The 20,659-nt window shown below is 42.5% G+C and carries 14 protein-coding genes and 5 pseudogenes; 5 read left to right on the top strand and 14 right to left on the bottom strand.

What is annotated here, in order from left to right; translation table 11 throughout:
• Positions 1–49 precede the first annotated feature (49 nt).
• Entirely contained in the window at positions 50–1,708 is a 1,659-nt protein-coding gene (locus tag BJQ97_RS01050) for an IS1634 family transposase (RefSeq protein ID WP_160155182.1), read from the bottom strand.
• 714 nt (positions 1,709–2,422) lie between these two features.
• On the opposite strand from BJQ97_RS01050, the pseudogene BJQ97_RS01045 reads away from it, so the two are divergent.
• Positions 2,423–3,424, top strand: a pseudogene (locus BJQ97_RS01045) (transposase).
• 236 nt (positions 3,425–3,660) lie between these two features.
• On the opposite strand, the gene BJQ97_RS01040 reads toward BJQ97_RS01045, so the two are convergent.
• The 5 genes from BJQ97_RS01040 to BJQ97_RS01020 all read right to left on the bottom strand — a co-directional run bounded on the left by BJQ97_RS01040 (position 3,661) and on the right by BJQ97_RS01020 (position 9,754).
• Complete coding sequence (locus tag BJQ97_RS01040; RefSeq protein ID WP_160155181.1) at positions 3,661–5,319, bottom strand: ABC transporter ATP-binding protein; 1,659 nt, start codon at positions 5,317–5,319, stop codon at positions 3,661–3,663.
• Positions 5,320–5,982: 663 nt separating this feature from the next.
• Positions 5,983–6,861 (bottom strand): ATP-binding cassette domain-containing protein, encoded by an 879-nt coding sequence (locus tag BJQ97_RS01035; RefSeq protein WP_160155180.1) that lies wholly within the window; start codon positions 6,859–6,861, stop codon positions 5,983–5,985.
• A 45-nt stretch (positions 6,862–6,906) separates the two neighbouring features.
• On the bottom strand, positions 6,907–8,130 hold the full coding sequence (locus tag BJQ97_RS01030; RefSeq protein ID WP_160155179.1) for a radical SAM protein: 1,224 nt from the start codon (positions 8,128–8,130) through the stop codon (positions 6,907–6,909).
• A gap of 32 nt (positions 8,131–8,162) precedes the next feature.
• Positions 8,163–9,536 carry a radical SAM protein gene (locus tag BJQ97_RS01025; RefSeq protein WP_160155178.1) on the bottom strand — a complete coding sequence of 458 codons (1,374 nt, stop codon included), beginning with the start codon at positions 9,534–9,536 and terminating at the stop codon, positions 8,163–8,165.
• Positions 9,537–9,637: 101 nt separating this feature from the next.
• Positions 9,638–9,754 (bottom strand): huazacin family RiPP peptide, encoded by a 117-nt coding sequence (locus tag BJQ97_RS01020; RefSeq protein ID WP_236567329.1) that lies wholly within the window; start codon positions 9,752–9,754, stop codon positions 9,638–9,640.
• Between the two features lie 349 nt (positions 9,755–10,103).
• Here BJQ97_RS01020 and BJQ97_RS01015 point away from each other — a divergent pair.
• Positions 10,104–10,619: pseudogene (locus BJQ97_RS01015) on the top strand (transposase); the annotation flags it as partial.
• A gap of 216 nt (positions 10,620–10,835) precedes the next feature.
• The gene (locus BJQ97_RS01010; protein ID WP_160155177.1) at positions 10,836–11,006 is read left to right on the top strand and encodes a hypothetical protein; all 171 of its coding nucleotides are present in this window, start codon (positions 10,836–10,838) and stop codon (positions 11,004–11,006) included.
• A 259-nt stretch (positions 11,007–11,265) separates the two neighbouring features.
• Here the strand turns inward: BJQ97_RS01010 and BJQ97_RS01005 are convergent, their stop codons facing one another.
• The 4 genes and pseudogenes from BJQ97_RS01005 to BJQ97_RS00990 all read right to left on the bottom strand — a co-directional run.
• Positions 11,266–12,066 (bottom strand): ExeA family protein, encoded by an 801-nt coding sequence (locus BJQ97_RS01005; protein ID WP_160155176.1) that lies wholly within the window; start codon positions 12,064–12,066, stop codon positions 11,266–11,268.
• Positions 12,059–13,141, bottom strand: a pseudogene (locus BJQ97_RS01000) (transposase). Before BJQ97_RS01000 ends, BJQ97_RS01005 begins: the two are co-directional and overlap by 8 nt.
• Positions 13,142–13,293: 152 nt before the next feature.
• Complete coding sequence (locus BJQ97_RS17530) at positions 13,294–13,839, bottom strand: DUF6431 domain-containing protein (RefSeq protein ID WP_160155175.1); 546 nt, start codon at positions 13,837–13,839, stop codon at positions 13,294–13,296.
• A gap of 152 nt (positions 13,840–13,991) precedes the next feature.
• Positions 13,992–14,237, bottom strand: a pseudogene (locus BJQ97_RS00990) (transposase); the annotation flags it as partial.
• 763 nt (positions 14,238–15,000) lie between these two features.
• On the opposite strand from BJQ97_RS00990, the gene BJQ97_RS00985 reads away from it, so the two are divergent.
• Both BJQ97_RS00985 and BJQ97_RS00980 read left to right on the top strand, forming a co-directional pair.
• Positions 15,001–15,654 (top strand): hypothetical protein, encoded by a 654-nt coding sequence (locus tag BJQ97_RS00985; protein ID WP_236567074.1) that lies wholly within the window; start codon positions 15,001–15,003, stop codon positions 15,652–15,654.
• An 87-nt stretch (positions 15,655–15,741) separates the two neighbouring features.
• On the top strand, positions 15,742–16,104 hold the full coding sequence (locus BJQ97_RS00980; RefSeq protein ID WP_160155174.1) for a hypothetical protein: 363 nt from the start codon (positions 15,742–15,744) through the stop codon (positions 16,102–16,104).
• Between the two features lie 104 nt (positions 16,105–16,208).
• Here BJQ97_RS00980 and BJQ97_RS18225 read toward each other — a convergent pair.
• The 4 genes and pseudogenes from BJQ97_RS18225 to istA form a co-directional block, all read right to left on the bottom strand.
• Positions 16,209–16,473: pseudogene (locus BJQ97_RS18225) on the bottom strand (IS1634 family transposase); the annotation flags it as partial.
• 697 nt (positions 16,474–17,170) lie between these two features.
• Positions 17,171–17,353, bottom strand: coding sequence for a hypothetical protein (locus BJQ97_RS00975; protein ID WP_160155173.1), 183 nt, complete (start codon positions 17,351–17,353; stop codon positions 17,171–17,173).
• A 656-nt stretch (positions 17,354–18,009) separates the two neighbouring features.
• Positions 18,010–18,762 (bottom strand): IS21-like element helper ATPase IstB, encoded by a 753-nt coding sequence (istB, locus tag BJQ97_RS00970; RefSeq protein ID WP_021322668.1) that lies wholly within the window; start codon positions 18,760–18,762, stop codon positions 18,010–18,012.
• Positions 18,759–20,264, bottom strand: a complete 1,506-nt coding sequence (gene istA / locus BJQ97_RS00965) for an IS21 family transposase (RefSeq protein WP_160155172.1) — start codon at positions 20,262–20,264, stop codon at positions 18,759–18,761. The genes istB and istA overlap by 4 nt, the downstream gene beginning before the upstream one ends.
• Between the last annotated feature and the right edge of the window lie 395 nt (positions 20,265–20,659).

Here is a 20,659-nt window from a genome sequence, read left to right as displayed (position 1 = left end):
CAAGCGATGGCAATCCTTTTTTTACCATCGCTCATCGTTCCTTATGAGATTAGACGTAAATGCTTTCGTCCATTCCCAACTCTTGCAGAATCCTTCGCTGCTCGTAGGTGAGCGGTTTCCCTAACGCGCGTTGGATTTGCCCATCCGGCAGCTCCAACAGGACGACTTTCACATACCAGAACAACTGAAAAATCGCCTGCCCCGTCGGTCGAGTCAGCTTGCGGCCTCCAGCGCCCTTTAACGGGCGTTCCGGTGTGATGAATTGACGCACTCGGCGCTGAAAGACGCGGTAAATGGCCAATGCGAGGAGAAACAAATCACCCAACACCGCCACTCGTTCCGGTTTTTTCACGTAAATCTCGTCCGTAAAGAACGGATCTTTCAGGAAGGAGAAGTTCATTTCCACCGAGATCTGCCCTTTATACAGCTTCAAGATCTCTTTCGCGTCCATTCGTCGGTCCTTCCATTCCTCCGGCACCGTCGTGACGAGAACAAACCGGGACGCTTTCCGTCTCGCCTGTTCCCACGCGTCTTGGTCGAATTCCACGCTCAGGCGAAGGGTGTACAGCGTCTCCATTTCCGGTTCCGCCCCTTTTTTCGGCCGTCCGCGCCGTTTTTTCGGACGCACGATCTCTTCGACGACGGCCTCCACTCGATGGAACCGGGGACGAAGGGATGCCTTGAGGAATGCCAAGGCTTGTTCGGCGTCTTCCCGGCACGAAAACGGGTGGCGCTCCCAACGGGCTTGTTCCTGCGCAAGAAGCTCCGCTTCTTGTGCTCGTTCTTTTTCGAGCGTCTTTCCTTTCCGTTGGTCGAGGGCACTCGATTCGACGACGACCAGTCGAACCGGATGTCCTTCATACGTCGATGTCGTTTCCCATACCCGATACGTGGCGCCGTTTTTCTCCGCCAGCGAAAATGGATCGCTCCACGTCGTGTCCCTGGCATCGGCTTGCGCCAGCACGGTTTTCACGATCCGGAGCGACGAAGGGCCTCTGGTGATCAAAAAGGCGTTCGCCGCTTTCGTTTGCGCCAGCGTGTCCTTCGTCATCACGGCGGAATCCGCCACATAAATCCATTCGTCCTCGATCTTCGCTTGCTTCAGCTGCTCATGGACACGGGACAGCACCTCGGGATTCCACGTTTTGTCCGGCAGGTTGCCGTCGTGCACATCTCCATAAAAAGGAACGCCATCCTCGTTGCCGATCAGTCCGAAGCCGATCTGCTTTTGCCAATGGTGTTGCCGGTTGCAGCCATGGGCAATATGCAGGGTATCCGGCGAGGCCGATTCATACGCGCCGTAAACCGATACATCGGTCGTATCGGCATGGAACACCCGAAGGGGGATGCCTTCCTCCTTGTAGATCTGCACAAGGCAAGCCGAAATGACTTGATGGATGTTGGCATCATACAGGCGATCCAGATGGCGGGCGATGGCATCGTCATTGAACCAAGAAGGCTGGAGCCCCGGCCGGATCAGCTTGGGCAAATCGATTTCATGCGCCCATCGTTCCAAATGAACCAGCGCTTGACGGCCGCTCAAGATATCCAGGATGAGCAGCCAGACCACATCGCTGGCTCGGGTTTGGCATTGGGGATCCACCGGAACCAGCCGGTCAATCAGCTGGGGGAGGCCAAGATCCTTGAAGATGGCGCTTATTATATTCAAATAGGAACTTTCATAAATAGCACGAATTCGAACGTCCATGGTGTGGAAACTCCTTTGCATTCCTTGTGTACCAAGGACCTATTCGACATCGGGATGAAAAAATCCTCCCGATTTTCGTCGGGAGGGTGCGAAATGTGAGGTTTAACATATCCTTGACGGAAAAGTCGCTTCTCCATTTTTCGACTGACGAAGGCAAGCCACAGGCTTGCCCCCGTCACGCCAAGGCGTGACGGAAGACCGAACAACCACCTGCTTCACAGACCCATACATAGGTCTGGAAGCGGCGTTGTTCGGTCGCCCGACAGTGTCGGGATCCAATTCTCGGCAAAAGCTACAAATGTTAAAACTTCAAATTGCATCTATAAACCAATGATCAGTGACTCGTTCAATTTTGCGATTTTGTGTACAATTCATAGTAAGTCCTCCTTGGTTTTGCATAATAGCTAATTTTTCATTTGAATATGGTTTTTAATCTCATTTAGCAATTTAATGATTTCCTCATTTTGTTCAGTCATTCTTTTTAAATCTTTGACTGCAAAAAGAAAATAATAAACCACGAAAACGAACAAACCGATCAAAAACAATACAATCAAAACGATCTCTAACAAATTGAGTTCCCCCTTTATTTATTTACTGTAGATGAGCAAATTCACTAACATAAATTCACAACCAAACAAAAAGGAGACATGAACCGGACTCCTTGATTAAAATAGATGTGCTCAAAACCCATTCACACAAGGAGATTCATGTCTCATGAATAGATTCGCACATCATCAAGGAATCTACAAGTTTTTCTTCACGTTGGGGTTGACGCTGCAGCTTTCCAAACCGGTGATCAAGCATCTCATTCATATCGTCGATGCCTTGACCACCAAGGGATTCTCGGGAACATTGACCGATATTCATCACTGGAGCTTTCATCCGAATCATCGAACGACGCTCAGTCACTTTTTCACGAAAAGCCCTTGGGATGAGGAACGGCTGCTTGAGAAGCTTCAAGGTGGATCCTCTGCCGAATCGAGCGAAAGAATCAGCCCCTTTTCCTTTCATCGATGATGCGATTTGCCAAAAAACGAAGCCTTCGTCACGGGCAACGCACGCCATCGAAGGGTGCGACTGGCATGACTCGCACAAGGATCCTCAATCGGTCTGGGGACATTCGCTCGTTTGGCTGATGGTGCACACCTTCACGCAAGCCCTATCATCGCGATGCTCAAGACGAACCGGATTCTCTACCCGAAAGGCATCGCGGTCCAAGCCAAGCAGTTTGCCCGCTATATCGAGTCCAAAGACACCCGCCTCGTCACGGTGGGTCAGGAGCGTTGCCGCGTGTATCGCTATGAGGGGGCCATCCATGGCCTCGATGATGCGGTGTTACTGCTGGCTTGGAAGGCGGATCAGCCGCTGACGCCGGAACATCTCCATGTCGTCTTGAGCACCGATCGGGAGCTCGGCGACGAAGACATCTTGCGTTACGATGCCCAGCGTTGGACAATCGAATGCTTTTTCCGGCAGGCGAAAGATCAACTGAAGCTCGATGGATATCGGGTTCGCCACATTCGGGCGGTGAAACGGTATTGGGCGGTGGTGCTCTTGGCCTCCGTGTACAGCATAGCCGAATCTCAACAAGACCTCTCCGCCGGACTGGAGCTTCTTCGATCGCGGAAAGGACACAGCCTAGTTGAGTTCATTTACAACGCGGCGAAGCAAGATATTCCCATTGATGTGATCAAAAAACAGCTCCATGTCGCCTAAGGGGTACCCTGTTTGTCTCTTCATACATGGAAATTATTGTAATGAAAAATGCTCATCTACAGAATTTTATATATTTTGTTTCTACATCAATTTGCTTATCCATGCCAATACTGATAATATGAGAATAATAGTGATTATTTTGATGAAAAGACCCTTTAGGTCTATTTTTTTATTTTTTATTTGGAAAAACAAAATAAACAAAGAAATAATTAAAAGCAAAATATAAATAATTTCACTCATGAGATTTCCTCCCTATAATAAACAATGTCAGCTTTTCCATCATTTAATACAATTTTCTTGTTCACAAGATACATTAATTCATCAGTGTGACTAATAAACAAACAAATTTTGTCATGAAGTAAATCCAGTAAAATGTTTTGAAAAGCCTCTTTTGCGTTTTGATCCATATTCGATGTAGCTTCATCAAATATCAAGACATCAACATCCTTCATAAATATTCTTGCAAAAGCGATTTGCTGAATTTGTCCTTTAGACAAGTTTTTCCCATTATCAATAATTTTTTTATTTAAATCCAAACCATCCAAAAAGCCATATTCAAGAAGTCTATCTAATCTTCTTTGAAATTCTTCCTCAGACAACACCCGATTTCCAATCCGAATATTTTCCTTTACTCTTCCTTCGAATAGATAGATATTTTGCGGAACAATCCCAATTTTGGATCTTAAACTATTTATATCTAACTCTCTCAGTTCATAATCATTAATGGTGATATTCCCAGAATAATTTTTATAAAAACCCAATAAAAGTTTGGCTATAGTAGTTTTACCAGATCCATTTTTTCCGATAAATGCTATCCGATCTCCAGAATATAGATCAAAACAGATATTATTAAGAATACTTTCATTCGATGTATCGTATTTAAATGATACATTTTCAAATTTCACAAACTTGATGCAATCTATTTTTTTACCTGTGCTTTCCTCTATGTTCTCTATGTTATTAGAGGATAACATGCTGTTAATTCTTGAAATAGCAGCAATAGCAGGTTGTATACTTAACTTAAAACTCTGTAACATAATCAACGGAGAGTATATCATGCCAATATATTGGGTCATGGACACATAATCTCCTATAGTCAGCTTTTTATTGGTGATGAAAAAACCAATTATACCTATAATGAGCGTCTGAACCACCAAAACCATCACGTTTAGCATTTGGGAACTTTTACTGGCAGTTTTGCTTTGATGAATTGTCTTCAATGCTAATTGGTTGACTTCTTTTGTAATAGACTGATTCATGTGTTCTTCCTCGTTTAGTTCTTTTAATGCAATTATCCCCTCTAATGCAGAATGTATTTTGTTATTCGTATTTGCAGTAGCTTCAAGCATTTCTCTAGAGTATCTGTTTAAGGATGTGATAGAAGTGTTAGAAATAATATAAACCACTGGAATGAACGATACACATGCAACGAATATTTCAATGCTTTTGGACAATATGTACATTAGAGCGCCTATCATTGATATTGTGCTGGAAAGAAAGTTAAAAACAATTGGAGTAAATATCGATGATAAAGAATTCACTTCGTTCAATCTTGATAAGATATAAGCTGTTGATTGTTTATCAAAAAATGATACAGGCATTTTTAATATCTTCTGAATGATTTCGTTCTTGACGTTGGCTATAATCTTAGCAGATGTTGCAGATATTAAATAATCACTAAAATGATTTAAAACACCTCTTCCAATATATACCCCTATTAGAATAGATGAGTAAACAGCAATGTTAAAAACATTGTTTTTCATAATTCCTTCATCAAAAACTATTTGTGATAATATAGGAATGATGTTGCTAAGGAAAGAGATGAATAGGGTGAGCAATACTAGAATAACAACATTTTTTAAGCTTTTTTTTAAATAGAACTTTAATATTTTCAATTTCCTTCCTCACCTCCATAACCAAGAGGTTACATCGTTAAAAATTTTTCATTCGATATTTTCTTTAAAAGAAAATGGAGCGTGATTACAAAGAAAAGCAATATACCAATAATGGTTCCAATAATCTTGTATTGATGTATATTCGTAAAGGTTAATACATAAAACATCGCTCCAAACATAGAAGTAACTTTTAATATGACAATATTATCAACCAGAAACATGACGACACATAACACTATTCCAAAGAGCAAGTTAATAAACGGCAATAATAATAAAGACAGCAAGTATTGAGAAGGGATCTGAATCCCCAAGTACAACTGATATCCATAGAATAGAAACGAATACATGCTGCTAAGGATTGTTGCGATAAAAACAGAAAAAAGTACCTTGGTAATTAATATCTTCTGTATAGAAAAAATTTGCAACATTTTCTCATATACTCGATTTTGTTTATCTGTCTTAATGGATTCAAAAAGTATTTGTAACAGAAAAATAATCGATGTCGTTCCTAAAATGAGATTAAATTTAATATGAATAGGGATAGAATTTAATCCATAGATGAAGTACAACACTAGAACAAATTCAATTGCTATTAGAAGCAACATCTTTTGCATTTTCTTCTTCAGAAAAAGATATTCTTTCCACAATAGAGCCTTCATTCCGTCAACCTTCTTTCTTATTCAAACGTAAGTAAATATCTTCAAGTATTGCTTCATTTTCCAAAACATCACGTATTTCTATATTCAAATGGATTAATTTTAATAAAACATCGTTCAATTTATAAATTTGTTTATCTAAAATCACTTCATGATCTTTCACCAGAACATTTGGAAATCCTTCTTTAATTAGAATTGATTGTTGTTGATTGATTTTTGAGATGGTTCGTATTCTGACAAGAGAGGATTGAAAATCAGATTTTAATTTATTCAGTTCCTCTTTCACTTTTATCGTTCCATCAACAATCATAACAATTCGATTACACATATGTTCAATGTCATCAAAATTATGAGATGTAATGACAATGCAACTTTCCTTAGGATATTTCTGTATAAATTTCTTTATTAAAGATCGATTTTCTACATCCAAATTTACTGTAGGTTCATCCAAAATAAGAAGTTTGGGGGAATGAATAATAGAGCAAGCAAAAGCAAGTTTTTGTTTCATTCCAGAAGAAAGCAAAGACACCTTTTTGTCTGCCATCTTATCCATGTTTAGCCTATCTATCAGTTCCTCCACTACATGGATAGGGGATTGATAAGTTTGAGACCAAAATATGAGATTTTCTCTCACTGTAAACTCTTCTATAATCCCTTTGGTAGAAGGTAAATACCCAATTTCGTGATTGGATATGTTTCTATTGATTTTCCCATATGTTGGAATATACAATCCCAAGATTATTCTTAATAAAGTGGTTTTCCCAGAACCAATTCCCCCAATAATGCCCACACGATCCCCTTGGTGTAACGACAAGTTGATATCTTTTAGTATGTAATTTTTATTATCAAATGATTTAGCAATATTGTGCAGTTCAATATAATTCAATTGTTTCCCTCCTACATTCTACTCCTTGGCTTTTAATTATCCTTATTATAAACCCGTATAAGAACAAAGAGATTTTTGGGTTAAACTGTTAGAAAAAGCAACCTCTGCGGCTCTGCAATCCATACACATTCGTTTAAATTCGCAAGTACCACAAGGTTCAATATTTTCCAATGAAAGCTTCCAATATTTCAGGACTTCTTCTTTTCTGTCAAACAAATCAAGCAGACTGTTATGTTCTTTAAGATCCATTAGCACTTCCGATTCTAATCTTGGACACGGAACCACTTTTTTATCAGAAGTGATTGCTAAGCTGCCTGTTAAACAAGGATGATATATTCCAAGATAAGAAAAGCTGTTAATGTCGCACTCAAATGTCGGCAACTCTTCATGATATAAAATGGATTCTTCTTTTCCGTTTATAACTATGCTAGGAATGATATTGGCTATTCCTAATTCACTTAGTTGTTGTTTTAAACAATTTAATTTTTTTACATTATTCCTGCTTGTTACTACATTGAATATGATCTGATTGACATGTTCTTTGAAGTAATGAGAAATCTCTTCTATCGTTTTCAAATCGATACTATCTGTTGTATAATCAAATAAAATGATTGGAACGATATTAAATTGGATTAAAAAGTCGGCTCTTTCTTCATTTAACATTTCCTCATTGGTAAGCAAATATAATTTTTGATTGGAAAGTTTTAATATAGAACTGAACTGAAGAATTTCTTTGGTAACACCCCAATTGGTTAAAGGATCTCCTCCATGAAAATAAATATTTGAAAATCCTAAAGAAATAATGTCTCTTACGAGGTTGTAATAGAAACCTAAATCTCTGTTGCTTAAAACATAGTTATTGGCAACCTTCTTACATGCAAAGCACCCATTAATTTTCGTACTATAACAATGGCTGCAGTTTTTGGGACAACTACAGGGAAGCTCTATGAAACAATTTAATAAAGGTATATTTTCGTCTAATTGCAAGGCTTTCAAACTTCCCTTTCTATATGGCTCTCTTGGAACAAAAGTGTCACCGTATTCTCCAATTTTTTTCTCTGTTAATAAATTTAAAAGGTTTTCTACATTCTTAGCTCCATGCGTTTCTTTTAGTTTAGATATTCTCTCTCCCTTAGATATTCCTCTTAAAATTAGGCTTTCTTTTAACTGCAGATGATATATAGTGTTATTTTTAAAATCGTATAAGGTAGTGCCCAATTTTCCATTTATAGGCACACAATGTGGGTATAAATTAAAATATTCTTTCACCTTTTTCTTCTCCTTTCTATGTAATTCATGTATTATCTTTCTAAGATGTTGCCCAAATTGACGTTTTTCTCCATAAGGGTATAGGCAAGTTCAAATATTCTTTGCTTTTCTTCAATTAATTTTTGACAAGGCTTCATCTGTTTTCTGTTAAATTCTCCTTGAGCTGTTAGAAGGACTCGATAGCATGTTGGGCAAAATCTTTGTATAGGGCAATTAATACAGCTTGGACCGACGTGTTTGTTATATCTGTCAAGAGTTTCTGTTATTTTTTCAAAATCTACCCATTTTTTTGTGGTTCCTATAGGCATTTTATCATTTACCTTTTCGCAACTATGCAATATTCCTTTAGTGTCTACGGCAATTTTTGTGCCTGGCACACATGTACCTGTAAAAGGCAAAAAAGAAGGTCTTAACTCTTGTATGGATACGTTTAGAGGTCTATTTATTACTTCATATAACGGAAGAGCAAAAAGCAATCTTAGCACTGGATCGAGTTTTTCTCCATTCATGACTTTTTTGATAAATATTTGTTTTAATTCTTCCAATTGTTTCTTAAAGTTGTTTTTCTGATCATCTGAATATTGGTCGTACCAATCTGTACATACATTGGATACCTGCAAAAGCATAGTCAATTTGTTTTTTACTAGTTCATTCGTGGAGTAAAATTCTCGAAGTTTATGCAAATCCGTTCCTACATCATAAACCCCTATTATCTGGCAGTTCGTTCTATAGTAATCGGGATATTTAGTTTTTATATAGCGTATTTTTTCCATAACGTCATCAAACGTACCTTCGTTGTTGGCATAAACTCTCATTCTATCATTTTCTTCCTTATACCCATTTAAACTAATAGATAGAAGAAAATTGTTGTGTACCAAAAATTCTATTTTTTCTTCATCTAATAAGGTAGCATTGGTTGTCATATTAAAATAAATTTTCCCGTTGTATATTTGCTTAGAGTAAGTAACAATTTCCTTGATCAGTGCATAATTTAATAAAGGTTCCCCACCGTAAAAACCAATTATAGGTATCAAAAACGGCTTCTTTTTCTTTATGTTAGAAATACTAGATAAATACTTAAATACAGCTTCTTTAGCGATGGAAGAGTCCATTTTAAAGTAATTATGTGTCCTGCTGTTTTCATAGTTTCCTGAGTACACGCAGTATTTGCATCTTAGATTGCAATTTTCGGTTACAATCAGTATTAATTGTCTAAATCCGCTTTCATGAATAAATTTTTCTATTTCTTCTCTGTTCGCTGCTTTAAACTCATAACGTTGCTTACCAAACACTACTCTCTTATTAGGAACCTTATCTACAACACTTACATTCCCTGTCGTATCATCATAAAAATAAGAATTATTTATTGTGCTAAAGTAAAAACCTCTTTTTTCCAAATTATTCATCCTTTCATAAATATTTGGGGAAAAGTCATCCTATCATTAAGGATGACTTTTCCAATATTCACCGCCTTAATCCACTTGCCTATCTCAACTAAGAAGATTTTTTATGAATCATATCCACTAGCATATCCTGATGTTGTTCCTACTGCATCCATAATTGGGCTAGTAGTGTCAATTGCGCAAACCCCTAAGCAAGGTGCAGCACATTTGAGAGCGCACATCCAAACGCCATCAGGTTTTACTTCTTTCATTTTATCACCCCTCTCTTAAATTTTAGTAAATTCCTATCCTTTGTTAAAAGGAAAGGATCTACAAGTATATATTAACAAGTTATTGTTAAATTTGGAATAAAGAATACTCTTATTTAACAAAATTTTAAAAAATTATATATTTTTGTATATTTTCCAGCTTTATATAGTGAATACAGTTTTTAATTCGTTGGGAAATGTATCTGATTTTCAAGATAGACCCCCATGCCGAAAAAATTTCGGCGCCATCGGAAGGATGAAAATACTCTTCTGTCGAATATTTTAAGTTTGTACATTTTGAAATTTAAGTATTTTCAGGATAGAGATCGAGGAGAGAACGCGCCCTTTTCATGAAGCGCTGGAGCTCATGGAGACCATTCCGGGAGTGGGGCGGCAAAGCGCAGAACAAATTATAGCGGAAATCGGGACGGATATGAGCCGTTTCCCTACGGCTGCGCACGTGGCCTCATGGGCGGGAATGGCTCCCGGGAATCATGAGAGTGCGGGGAAACGGTTATCAGGTCGAACGAGGAAAGGAAACAAGAAGCTGAGGGCGTGTCTGGTGGAATGCGCTCGTGCTGCCGCCCGAACGAAGAACACGTACCTATCGGCCAAGTATCATCGGATCGCCAAACGAAGAGGAGCGAATCGGGCGAGTGTCGCGGTCGGGAGAACCATCTTGGAAATCATCTATTCGGTCTTAACGCGAAAGGAACCGTATCGAGAGTTGGGAGCCGATTACTGGGATCAGCAACGGGAGGCCGCCATCGTGCGCCAAACAGTGAAACGGCTAGAGGGGTTAGGGTACGAAGTGAAACTGGAGAAGACAAGTGCGTAGCATGAAGAAACCATATATATACTGAAACACCTTCCTTTGGAATATAATTCCAAAGGCTAGGTAGGGATCGTTTTTTGTTAATTGGTGTTTTCAGGATAAATTTTTTATATGAATTGTGCATAAAATTTGTGGGGGTTACATCAGATATCCTTTTTATTAAGCGAAAGGGCTAGATAATGCCACCAGACTTAGGTTGCGGCAATTAGGAGGTAAGACATGAACTCCATTTGGATGATCTTCAGCGCAGATCACGACAGAGGTTTTCCGAATTTCTTTCCTATCGCTGCTTATTCATCACAAGAAAAAGCAATCAATAAGTTGGAATCGATACCAAAAAATCATAATTATCAGTTGTTCGAGATTCCAATCGATGATTTTTTGGGGTGATTACTAACAATAGGGGAATATGTAGTGAAAATGGGCAATCTTTATCATGAATTGTAAACTAGCACATTATTTCAGAATCCCTTTTTCAAATTATTTCAGGCGGATTCGGAAATAATGTGCAAAATGTTTGCGGATTGTTCCGGATTTTGCACATTCTTTCGGAACGTTTGCACGCTCTTTCAGATGAAGATTTCCAGCGCGCCTGATGGACCGATGGAAAAGAGAAAGCACAAAAGAGGCCGATTCGGCCCCTTTCGTGCTAATACCCCATTTCCTCTGCGGCCATGCGCACCACTTCTTCGTCAATGGCGTCCTTTTTCAGCTGATACCCGTATAACAGGCACGTCGTGGCCAACGTATTGATCACTCGAGGCCATCCCCGCGACTGCAGGGCAATCGCCTCTAACGCCGATGGAGTGAAGATCGGATGCTTCGCCCCAGCCTGTTTCATCCGATGCTCGATGCAGCTCGCCACCTCTTCCTTCTCCAGCGGCCCCATCCGGTATCGCATGATGATCCGCTGGTCGAGAGGGCGGTGCTGATTGAGCCGCAGCTTCCCCTGTAAATGGGGCAGCCCGGCCAACATCAAGACAAATGGGTTGGTCGAATCCATCTCAAAGTTGAACAAGATGGCGATGTCCTGTAAAAAGGCATCCTTTGCGAAATGCATCTCGTCCAAAATGAACACCGGCGTGATCCGCCGTTCATGATACAATCGCTCGATCGCTTGCTGGATTTGGCGGAAGAGGTCTACCTTGCGGTACTTCGGTTCCTCTCCTAATCCCAAGGCCAGTCCACGGTAAAAATCCATCACGCCTCCGGTGGATAACGGAAAGTAGACGACATGATACAATGATGGATTCAATGACTCTTTCAGCGCCCGAAGGGCGAACGTCTTGCCCGCCCCCGGCTCTCCGATCAACAGCCCGATCCCCCGGGTTCGTTTCACGTACTCCAGCGCCCGCAACGCTTCCTGAAATGGCGCCCCTTGATACGCCTCGGACGGGTCGGTTTCTTTCGCAAACGGCTCCCGCGAAAGGGAGTAAAACGATTTATACACCGTGTTCTCCCTTCTTCGCCGGAATCGCCGCAAACGGGGACCGATGGCGTTTTGCATAGGCGTTGTCCTCCAAACAAACCCGAACGGCCTCCGCCACCTTCCTTCCATCTTCGTACACATAGATGCCCCGTTCATCATAGCGGAGTTCAATCGATTGCCCAATGAACCGGGGCGGCACTTCATACAGCTGCTTGTTCAAGGTGATCGTTCCATCGGCTTTGACCTTGCAGTGCTCCCGTTTCAGAAAAATCGCATCCAGCCAATCGCCATCTTCGATGAACGACACGAGATGCACTTGCGATTAAAACACCTCATGCGGCGTTTTTCCGTCCAGTGAGGCGTGCGGTTTTCGATGATATTCCTCTTCAAGCCACCTCCAAAAGCGCTCGTTCAGCTCTTCGAGCGACTTCGGGGGATCCAACTCCAACAGCGGATAAAACCGCGTCTGTACGGTGCGGAAGAACCGTTCGATTTTCCCTTTGTTTTGTGGATCATACGGCTGGGTGTGGATGAGCGTAATCCCCATCTCGGCGCACGCATACTGCAGCACCTCGGATCGATCCATTTTTCCGTTGTCCGAGTAAATGCGCTTCGGCTTCCCGCAACGAAGCACCGCTTCCTTCGTGACGATCCGCAGCCCGTCAAACTTCTCCGAAGGGAAAAACTGCGCGTACGGCACCAACCGCTAGCCGTCATCGATATAGGCAATCAAAAACATTTTCTGGGATTCCCCCCCCTGCACGATCAGGCGTTCGTAGAATACCGTCACGGGCATGGTGGGATGTTCTTTTCTTAGGGCTAAAATATGATCCTCATCATCGGGCGACAGACGCCTTGAGTGGCCGCGGTCCGAACGGCGCTTCGGCTTTAAGGCGTCAAAGCCCCCTTTTTTGTATCGGGTGCACCAATCGAGGATCGTCTTGGCTGCGATTCGCTTGTCGCCCTGGTGGGGAACATGGTGCACTCGCTCGTTCATCTCTTTCAGATACGTCTTCGGTTCCACCTGCCCATTCACCAACGGAGCGATTAGCCCGTACCGAAACAGGGCAATGTCGTGTCTCATCGACTCATCCATTCGAATCTCCTCCTGGTCTCACTTGGAATCAGGACCGTTCCGGTCCTCCTGCCCTTATCGTACCGAATTGCTTTTTCTCCGTCGATCGGAAAGGTTTGTGGGAACATAAATCATTTCCAACTTAGCATATGTATGTAAAATCAGGATCCCATTTAATTTGCAAAAGGGTGTCGGAATCCGTCCTCCCACATGTCTCTGATGACCGAATAGAGACCGTGTTCCTCCGACGTCCGGATCCACCAAGAAGCCCGTTCCTTTTCTTTTTTCACGATAGGGCCTATAATCCTCCACCGCCTCGCAAAAAAGCTGTGGAGGTTTGATAGGTTTCGGCAGAACCGTCGGACATAAAAGATGATGCCGTCCTTTGTCGGGAGGAACGGATCTTGGTTTGTTCCCTCGGTCAATCCCAACTGTTCTTTCACAACTTGCCATATAGCGGACAACGTATACTGAAAATACGGGAGGAGAAAGGAAGGCAGCACACTCACCGTCTTCAAGCATTCCCGACAGCGATACCGGACAATCCAAATGCGATCATCACCATGTAGGGTCAATGCGTTTCGCTCATAGTAACCGTGGCGGTGCAACGGGCGCTTGGCCCGGCAATGCGGACACTGTGTCAGAAGAGGGAAGTTGTTTTCTTTTCCACGCTCTGCATACGTTTGGACGTCAATGCCAAAGTCATGAAATTGAATCACGTCCTCCTCCCCTCCTCTGAACCGATGGATTTTCTCTTCCGAAATAATTCACAAAAAATTTAGCACATTCTTTCAGAAAAGGGGAGAGGGCTTTCTGAAGGAATGTGCAAAAAAATGGCTCTTTTGTGCCGAAATAAAGTGATAATTTACACGGAGTGGTCGAACAAATACGAGAGCAACATCAGGCGAAGCAGCCGTTCCGGATCCGCGGCCGGACGACCCGTTTTTTCCGTGTACAGGGGAGCCGCCCAATCGTGAATGACGGAAACGTCAACCGCTTCGTTGATTTGGCGCAGGATATGATGTGGGGGAACCAGGTCCTCCATGTTGATGACTTGAAACAGACGAGGCTGAGTCGAAGGGTTTTTGGGGGCTTTCATGATCCAGTCACGCTCCATTCCAACGGTTTTTCTTCCTTTTTTGACATCATCCCCCTAAATCCCTGCCTCAGAGTGTACTTTTTCACCGGCCTTCTAGCACCACGGGTTATTATTTATTAATAAAGGGAGTTCCGAATGGTTTGTTATTTTAATAAAGTATTTTGTTGGGCCTTTTTGGAAATGGCTGATACAGCTTATACATTGTACAAATTTCCGAGTCATCACCTAAAGAACATGTAGCTTTTACAGTGAGTGTTGGTTTAACTCTCAATCAGTTGGCTATTGTTATTATGCCGGTTCTATTTGGCTTGATTATTGATATAGAAGGGGACTATCCTTATAGCAATATTCATCGCAATAAGTGGTGTTGTGCTAACCAAACAAAAAGGGGCAATAGAAGATAAGTTAAATATAGATGTCTGAATCTATGAGGGGGCCACATAGTTACGATAGGCACACCGTGTGGGATGCTTGGTTACCTGTCGCAGAAAGGCGAGAAATATTTTTCAGAATATATTGACTATTAATTTTTCCTTTAATAGAATTGATTTGAGTATATATATCCATATACACCTTATGATGGAAACAAAATCACATTTTTATTGAATCGGGGTTCATCACCAAAAGATGTACTTGACTTTTAAAGACAAACATGATAGCAATGTTGCTCAAAGAGATGTGTGGTATAAAAAGGAAAAATGCTGTTTTGGTTTTCTTTATCATGATCGTCTTTCTTTGTCAAGTACACTTTGTGGTGAAGAGCCTGAATCGGGGTGATTGAATGAGGAAATATTTATTTAGTTTACTATTTTTTGCAGCGGCTCTATGTTTTTCCTTGTCCCCCTCTTTTGCTTCAGCAGCTACAAACGACAGTGCGGGAGAGAAGTTAATTAGTCCAGAAAGTGTAGGCAACGGGGTAGCAGTTTTAACTATCTTTGCAAGTTCAGATGCTTCAGGTAGTTCTTTCAGTACTGATGGTCACGCATGGATTACTGTTTCAAATACTAGCTCGTCTAATAGTACAGTTGGAAAATTTGCAGGAGTGGCACCCGGCAAACTAGTTTCCTTAGGAACTTGGGGGAATAAGAGCGAACATACAGGCTTGTGGTACAACTTGGAGGCTTTATTTGTTTCGCAAGGTGCATATAATAATCGAGTTTCCTTAAGTATCGATCTTAATGCTAGCCAACTGAGTTCGATTAATTCTGTCATTGCCAATAGTGATGCTTGGTCTCTGACCAATAATTGCGCAAGTTTCGCTACAAAAGTTTGGAACACAGTTGCGGCAGTAAAATTAAGTGGAAGTACACCAACTTCACTAAGGGATGACATTAAAAAGAAATCCGGTTATGTAACAAATCTTTCTTTTTCTTCGAGCTACGCTGTATATTATGCTAATGGAACGGGGACACCTATCAGAAGCAAAGTATATTAATGATCATCTTTAGGAACTAATGGAACCTTACCATTTTATCTCAAGGATATTTCGGTTGAGGTTCTGTTCCTTATTTGGAGGAAAAATATGAAGAAAAAAAGGGTTTTATTTACTACCTTTATTATTTCTCTAGTGATTATATTTGGAGTGGTTTTCATGTTTTTTTCAAAAACATTAAGTCCAAACAGTATTGCTATCAGCGAAATGAATGTGGGCGACAAAATTATTTCCATTAAGGGTAGTATAGCTGAAAGCGGAACTAAATATAAAGGATATTCTATAAGTGAGAAAAATGGAACCCTTTTCATTAATATTAAGGGTAGCTTATTTCCATTTGGAGGTAAAGGTAGTTCCTTTGATATCCAAATTAATAAAAATGAGTATGCCCATATCAATAAAATATTATTGTATGATGGGACTCATAATCGTCAAATTTGGCCCGAAAAGTAGTGCATCACTGATCCCGAGTTCGACAGCGACTAGGTAAACAAAATGCCTCTGATCCCTTGATACAAAAGGGACGAGAGGCATTTGGGCATACTTCGGGCGTGTATCTAGGTGCGAGGATGGATGCCTAGAATCTTCGGAGGAGGCTCCAGCCCAAGAGCCGCAAAGAGTTGCGCTTGTTTGGTCGTGATCTTTGTACACTGATAGAGGTCACGATATTTTGAAGAAAAATGTCCTAACGTGGAGCGCTGACATTTGTCTCTTACTTTCGGTCACGATTTTACTCTCGATTCGGATCAAGAGGAGGATTAGACCGTGGGGACGCACGTGAGCATAGATGCAATCCTCCAATTGATGGTACATTGACAGTAACCACGGTTACCCATCGAATGTACATGTCTATATTATAAACAAAAAAACTTTATATTAAAAGGATTAAATTGTAAATCGTGTGCCTATGAAATTCGGCGTTTTTTCCTAGGATCCGCATCACGAAATCCTTGATATAACAGCATTTTGGTCATTTCCATTTGCCTAAAATGGCCTCAAAACTGTCGAACTCGGGGTCAACTCAACCGTAAATTCTTGCAATCTTCCGTCAAGTTGATCCGCACCTGCTAATTCCGTCGATTTTGCATAAAGTTTTAATATTTTTTCTATATCTTGTGGCGTGATTTCCTTGTTATACAATGGCGAGAACCCTCTTTTCGTCTAAGATGAGTCCTTGGATGCCCTGATCTTTTCATAAATTTTATGCAGGTTTTATGTACTACCTTCTATAATTCATTCATACAACTTATGCATCTGCTCGGATTCCAATTGCAATTACGGCAAAATCAGACCGTTTTGGGTTGAACGTTTATGCATATTTTATGAATTGACCTCAGCTTAACTGCCAGCTAAAAGGAATAAAATAAATACAGGCAATTTTGAGGTGATCGATGATGCATATATGCTTGACCCATGTCATCACGTTTTGCCTGTAAGAGCTGAAACGATTCCCTTGGAGGCTCTTGCAGGCAGAGCAATTCCCAAGAGATTTTCCCCTTTTTCCATCCTCTTAGTAGAGTTATTTCAACTTTTCAGGATGCTTCACTTTTATGGATACAACCTCTCCGCAATCAAGACAAACCGTGTAAATTTTCTCTGAACCTATAGCCATTTTTTTATTGATCGGTCGCAGGTTTACATAATCCGCAGCTTGGACAAATGAAGTGCCTCCGCAATTTCGGCAACTCTCTTTCACAGTCATTCATGTCATCCCCTCAGCTAATATTTTCCATTCAGTCCTTCAATACCAGTATACCACCGTTCAAAAGAAAAAGAGGAGGCCGCAAGCACTCCTCTTCGCCTCTTATTCATAATGATGTCTAGTCTTTGTCTTGCAAAAATTAGCTGTCTACAACTTGTGTCAAGGGAAAATAATTCATGTCCACCTCTCCCCTCACCCCTCCATCCCTCTCACGCCTACAGCCGCAAGGGTTTTCAGGATTTGAGGAGCCAGTTGGTACAAAATACCAGGAAAATAATAAGTGTCCACGGAATTGGAAGAAATTAGGGGAAAAGTCGGCAAGGGGCACGAAAATGGAACGTTGGGAAATGTCCAGGGAAATAATTTGGGTGATTAGTTGGAGAAGCTCAATCGGAACATAGCGGGAGGGGGTATATTTGGAAACTGCTTGATAGATCAGCCGCTGTTCCTGTCCCCTCTCCCCTGTACCTTTTCAAAAGAAGTAAAAGCCAAGCATGAATCAGGGCAAAACCCTAACCACGCTCGGCTTCATGGACATTTTTTATTGTCCCTGGACAGTTTTTATTTTCCCTGGACGGGATTTATTTGCTTGTTTTTTGCAAGCAAAAAATGCAGAGAAGTGCAAGAAAAAATACATAGGCTTGCCAGCTCAAGACTTAAGGTTCCAGACCGGGGGAAGAGGACGGCTGGATCGCGGAGAGAGCGTTCCGCAGTCGATAGCTCTCTCCCGTAAAGGCCAGGATGTGGGCATGGTGAACCAAGCGATCCACCAGCGCAGCTGTCAAGCGGTTGTCCCCAAACACCCGATTCCACTGTCCAAATTCCAGATTCGACGTCACGATGACGCTTTTTCGCTCATAACAGTCGGCGATAATATGAAACAACAGCTCCGATCCTTGCTTTTGAAACGGCACATAGCCGAGTTCATCCAATATCAACAGTTCGCACGCATCGATGCTTCGTTTCAGCCGCCCGAGCGTGCCATTTTTCAATGCCTCTTCCAGCTGGGCGACGAGATCCGCGACGCGGAAAAACCGAACCTCATGGCCTTGTTGGCACGCCTGGATGCCGAGCGCTGTGGCGAGATGGGTTTTTCCTGTCCCGGGCGAGCCTAAAAGCAGAACGTTTTGCTTTCGCTCCAAAAAGCGAAGGTCACACAATTCCTTCTTCGATGTCGTGGTCGGCCAGTGGATGTGATCCGACCATTCGTAATCCTTCAGCCATTTCAACTCCCGAAACTTGGCTTTCTTGATCAGCCGGGCCTGTTTCGCCTGCTGGCGGCACGACAGCTCCAGCGCCAATACATCCCGCAAAAACTGCTCTTTCGTTTCGAACATCACCTCCTCGAATCGATCCGCGATATAGGCCAAATGCAGCGCTTTACAAATCTCTTTCACCTCTGCTCTCATCCCTGGACACCCCCTTCCCGAACGGGGTGAAGACGTTGATCATACACCGTTAAATCCGTTTCATAGTCGATCAGGACGGAAGGGGTGTACGATTCTTCCCACTTGGCCGGGTAATGGGATTGCTCGGCTTCCATCAACACCCCGATTTCATGAGGAGCCAAGTCCCATCGCTGACTCTCCTCGAGCCACTGGGGGATTTCATAAAGCGTGCAACGATCCAACAGCGCTCGCAGCCCTTTCAAACGGGCCGCCACCTGGGGCGGGGTGCCAGCCAGATACGTTCGGATCGCTTCCGGCAAGTACGCCCGGTATCGGGAATGCCCGACAACCCGGGGTTTGGTCTCCCACTCAGCGAAAATCTCTTTCCAAGGGATCTCGCGTTTCACGTTCGTATACGGCCTTGGCATCTCAAGATGTATGCCTCCGTCAGGAGAGAGCACAAAGAAACGATCCCACTCTTTTTTCACCAATACCCGGTTGGGGACGGACAGGCCATGGACGACGAACGCCTTCCCATCCACCATCACTTCTCCGTACTTATTCACGTAAGCGTGATCGAGGGAGAAGATCGGAAGATCTTGTTCCGGCAACGCCAACAGCTCCGGCCGCTCTTCCTGCCATAGCTCCTCTATCAACCGCCCCTTTTCATAATGAGGGCGGTTTCGGTCCTCGACCATCTTGCGATGCAGCCACTCCACCAGCTCCGGATCCGACTCGATCAACGGAGCCGGGACGAAACAAAGGTTGCGAGTGTAATAGACTTTTCGCTCCGCATTTCCTTTCTCATGTCCGCTGTATGGATTGCACACTTGTACATCAAACCGATAGTAGAGTTGAAATTTCTCAAAAGCCTCGGTGAATTGGCGTTCTCCCCCTTTTCGAATCGACACGATGGCCGCGGACAAATTGTCAATGCGCAATGCCTTTGGCACTCCCCCAGCCTGACGAAACAGCTGCGTCAACCCATGGAGGAAGCATTCACTGTTTTCCGCCGGCAGCGGATAAGCAAACGCAGCGTTGCTATACGGGAAGCTTACGATCAAAACCGATCGTTCTTCTTCCTTCCCCTCCTTCGTCACCACCGTCATCTTCCCGAAATCCACCTGCGCCTCGCCTGGCGGGTGCTCAAGTCGTTCATAGCGCTGTTCTTTCTCGAGTTTGAGCTGCGGTCTTCGTTTTTGCACGTACGCGCAAACGGTGCGATACGAGCCTTGAAATCCATGGTCACGACAAAGCGCTTCAAACATCGTCTTGTTCGTTCGCCGTTGTTTTCTCGGCAGCTTGGCATCCTCCTCCAACCAGTCATCAATGATTTGCCCGTATCCTTCTTCCTCCATCATCCCCTTTTTGCGTTTGATGGTTGGTTGGACAGAAATGCCGCCATCCGCGTATTTCTTGACCGTTCTCCAGTTATATCCCGTTTCGCGGGAAATTTCCGCAATCGATAACCCTTTCTTTTCACGCAGTTTTCTGATACGATTCATTTCGGGCATTGCCAGCATCCTTTCGCTCCTCCACTGTTTGGTTTATGTGTTCACAACTTCCACAGTAGAGGAAATGTTAGGGGCTGGCAAGCCTTTTTTCTTTGCCTTAGGCTCTGCACGTTTCGTTGCAGAACTCTGTATTTTTATTTTGCACTAAACATTTGCTGTCAACAACTTGTGTTCTAATACAAAAAACCTTGACGATTTCCCTTCTTCGCCTCACATCTGCTCGAAGCCTTGTCCCACAAGGGATGGAAGGTAATTTGGATGAAAATACCATACAAAAAAGTTTGACGAGAAAAAGATAGAGTAAAGGTAGATAGGGGGAAGGGACAAGGAAGCTTTCCCTTCGGGAAATAACAAAAAAGGATGACGAAAAAAGGGAAAAGGACCAAGGGAAAAGGATTCCTTTC

This window comes from Geobacillus sp. TFV-3 (assembly GCF_009901865.1).
In the GTDB taxonomy this organism is placed as follows: Bacteria; Bacillota; Bacilli; order Bacillales; family Anoxybacillaceae; genus Geobacillus; species Geobacillus thermoleovorans_A.
The sequence above is the reverse complement of the archived record's forward strand: the minus strand, read 5'-3'. Positions and strand labels throughout refer to the sequence as shown.

Coding starts and splice junctions, on each gene's coding strand:
- BJQ97_RS00980 (WP_160155174.1), top strand. CDS start 15,742: ATGAAGAAAAAAAGGGTTTTATTTACTACCTTTATTATTTCTCTAGTG.
- BJQ97_RS01025 (WP_160155178.1), bottom strand. CDS start 9,536: ATGAATAATTTGGAAAAAAGAGGTTTTTACTTTAGCACAATAAATAAT.
- BJQ97_RS00975 (WP_160155173.1), bottom strand. CDS start 17,353: ATGACTGTGAAAGAGAGTTGCCGAAATTGCGGAGGCACTTCATTTGTC.
- BJQ97_RS01020 (WP_236567329.1), bottom strand. CDS start 9,754: ATGTGCGCTCTCAAATGTGCTGCACCTTGCTTAGGGGTTTGCGCAATT.
- istA (WP_160155172.1), bottom strand. CDS start 20,264: ATGCTGGCAATGCCCGAAATGAATCGTATCAGAAAACTGCGTGAAAAG.
- BJQ97_RS01050 (WP_160155182.1), bottom strand. CDS start 1,708: ATGGACGTTCGAATTCGTGCTATTTATGAAAGTTCCTATTTGAATATA.
- istB (WP_021322668.1), bottom strand. CDS start 18,762: ATGAGAGCAGAGGTGAAAGAGATTTGTAAAGCGCTGCATTTGGCCTAT.
- BJQ97_RS01010 (WP_160155177.1), top strand. CDS start 10,836: ATGAACTCCATTTGGATGATCTTCAGCGCAGATCACGACAGAGGTTTT.
- BJQ97_RS00985 (WP_236567074.1), top strand. CDS start 15,001: ATGAGGAAATATTTATTTAGTTTACTATTTTTTGCAGCGGCTCTATGT.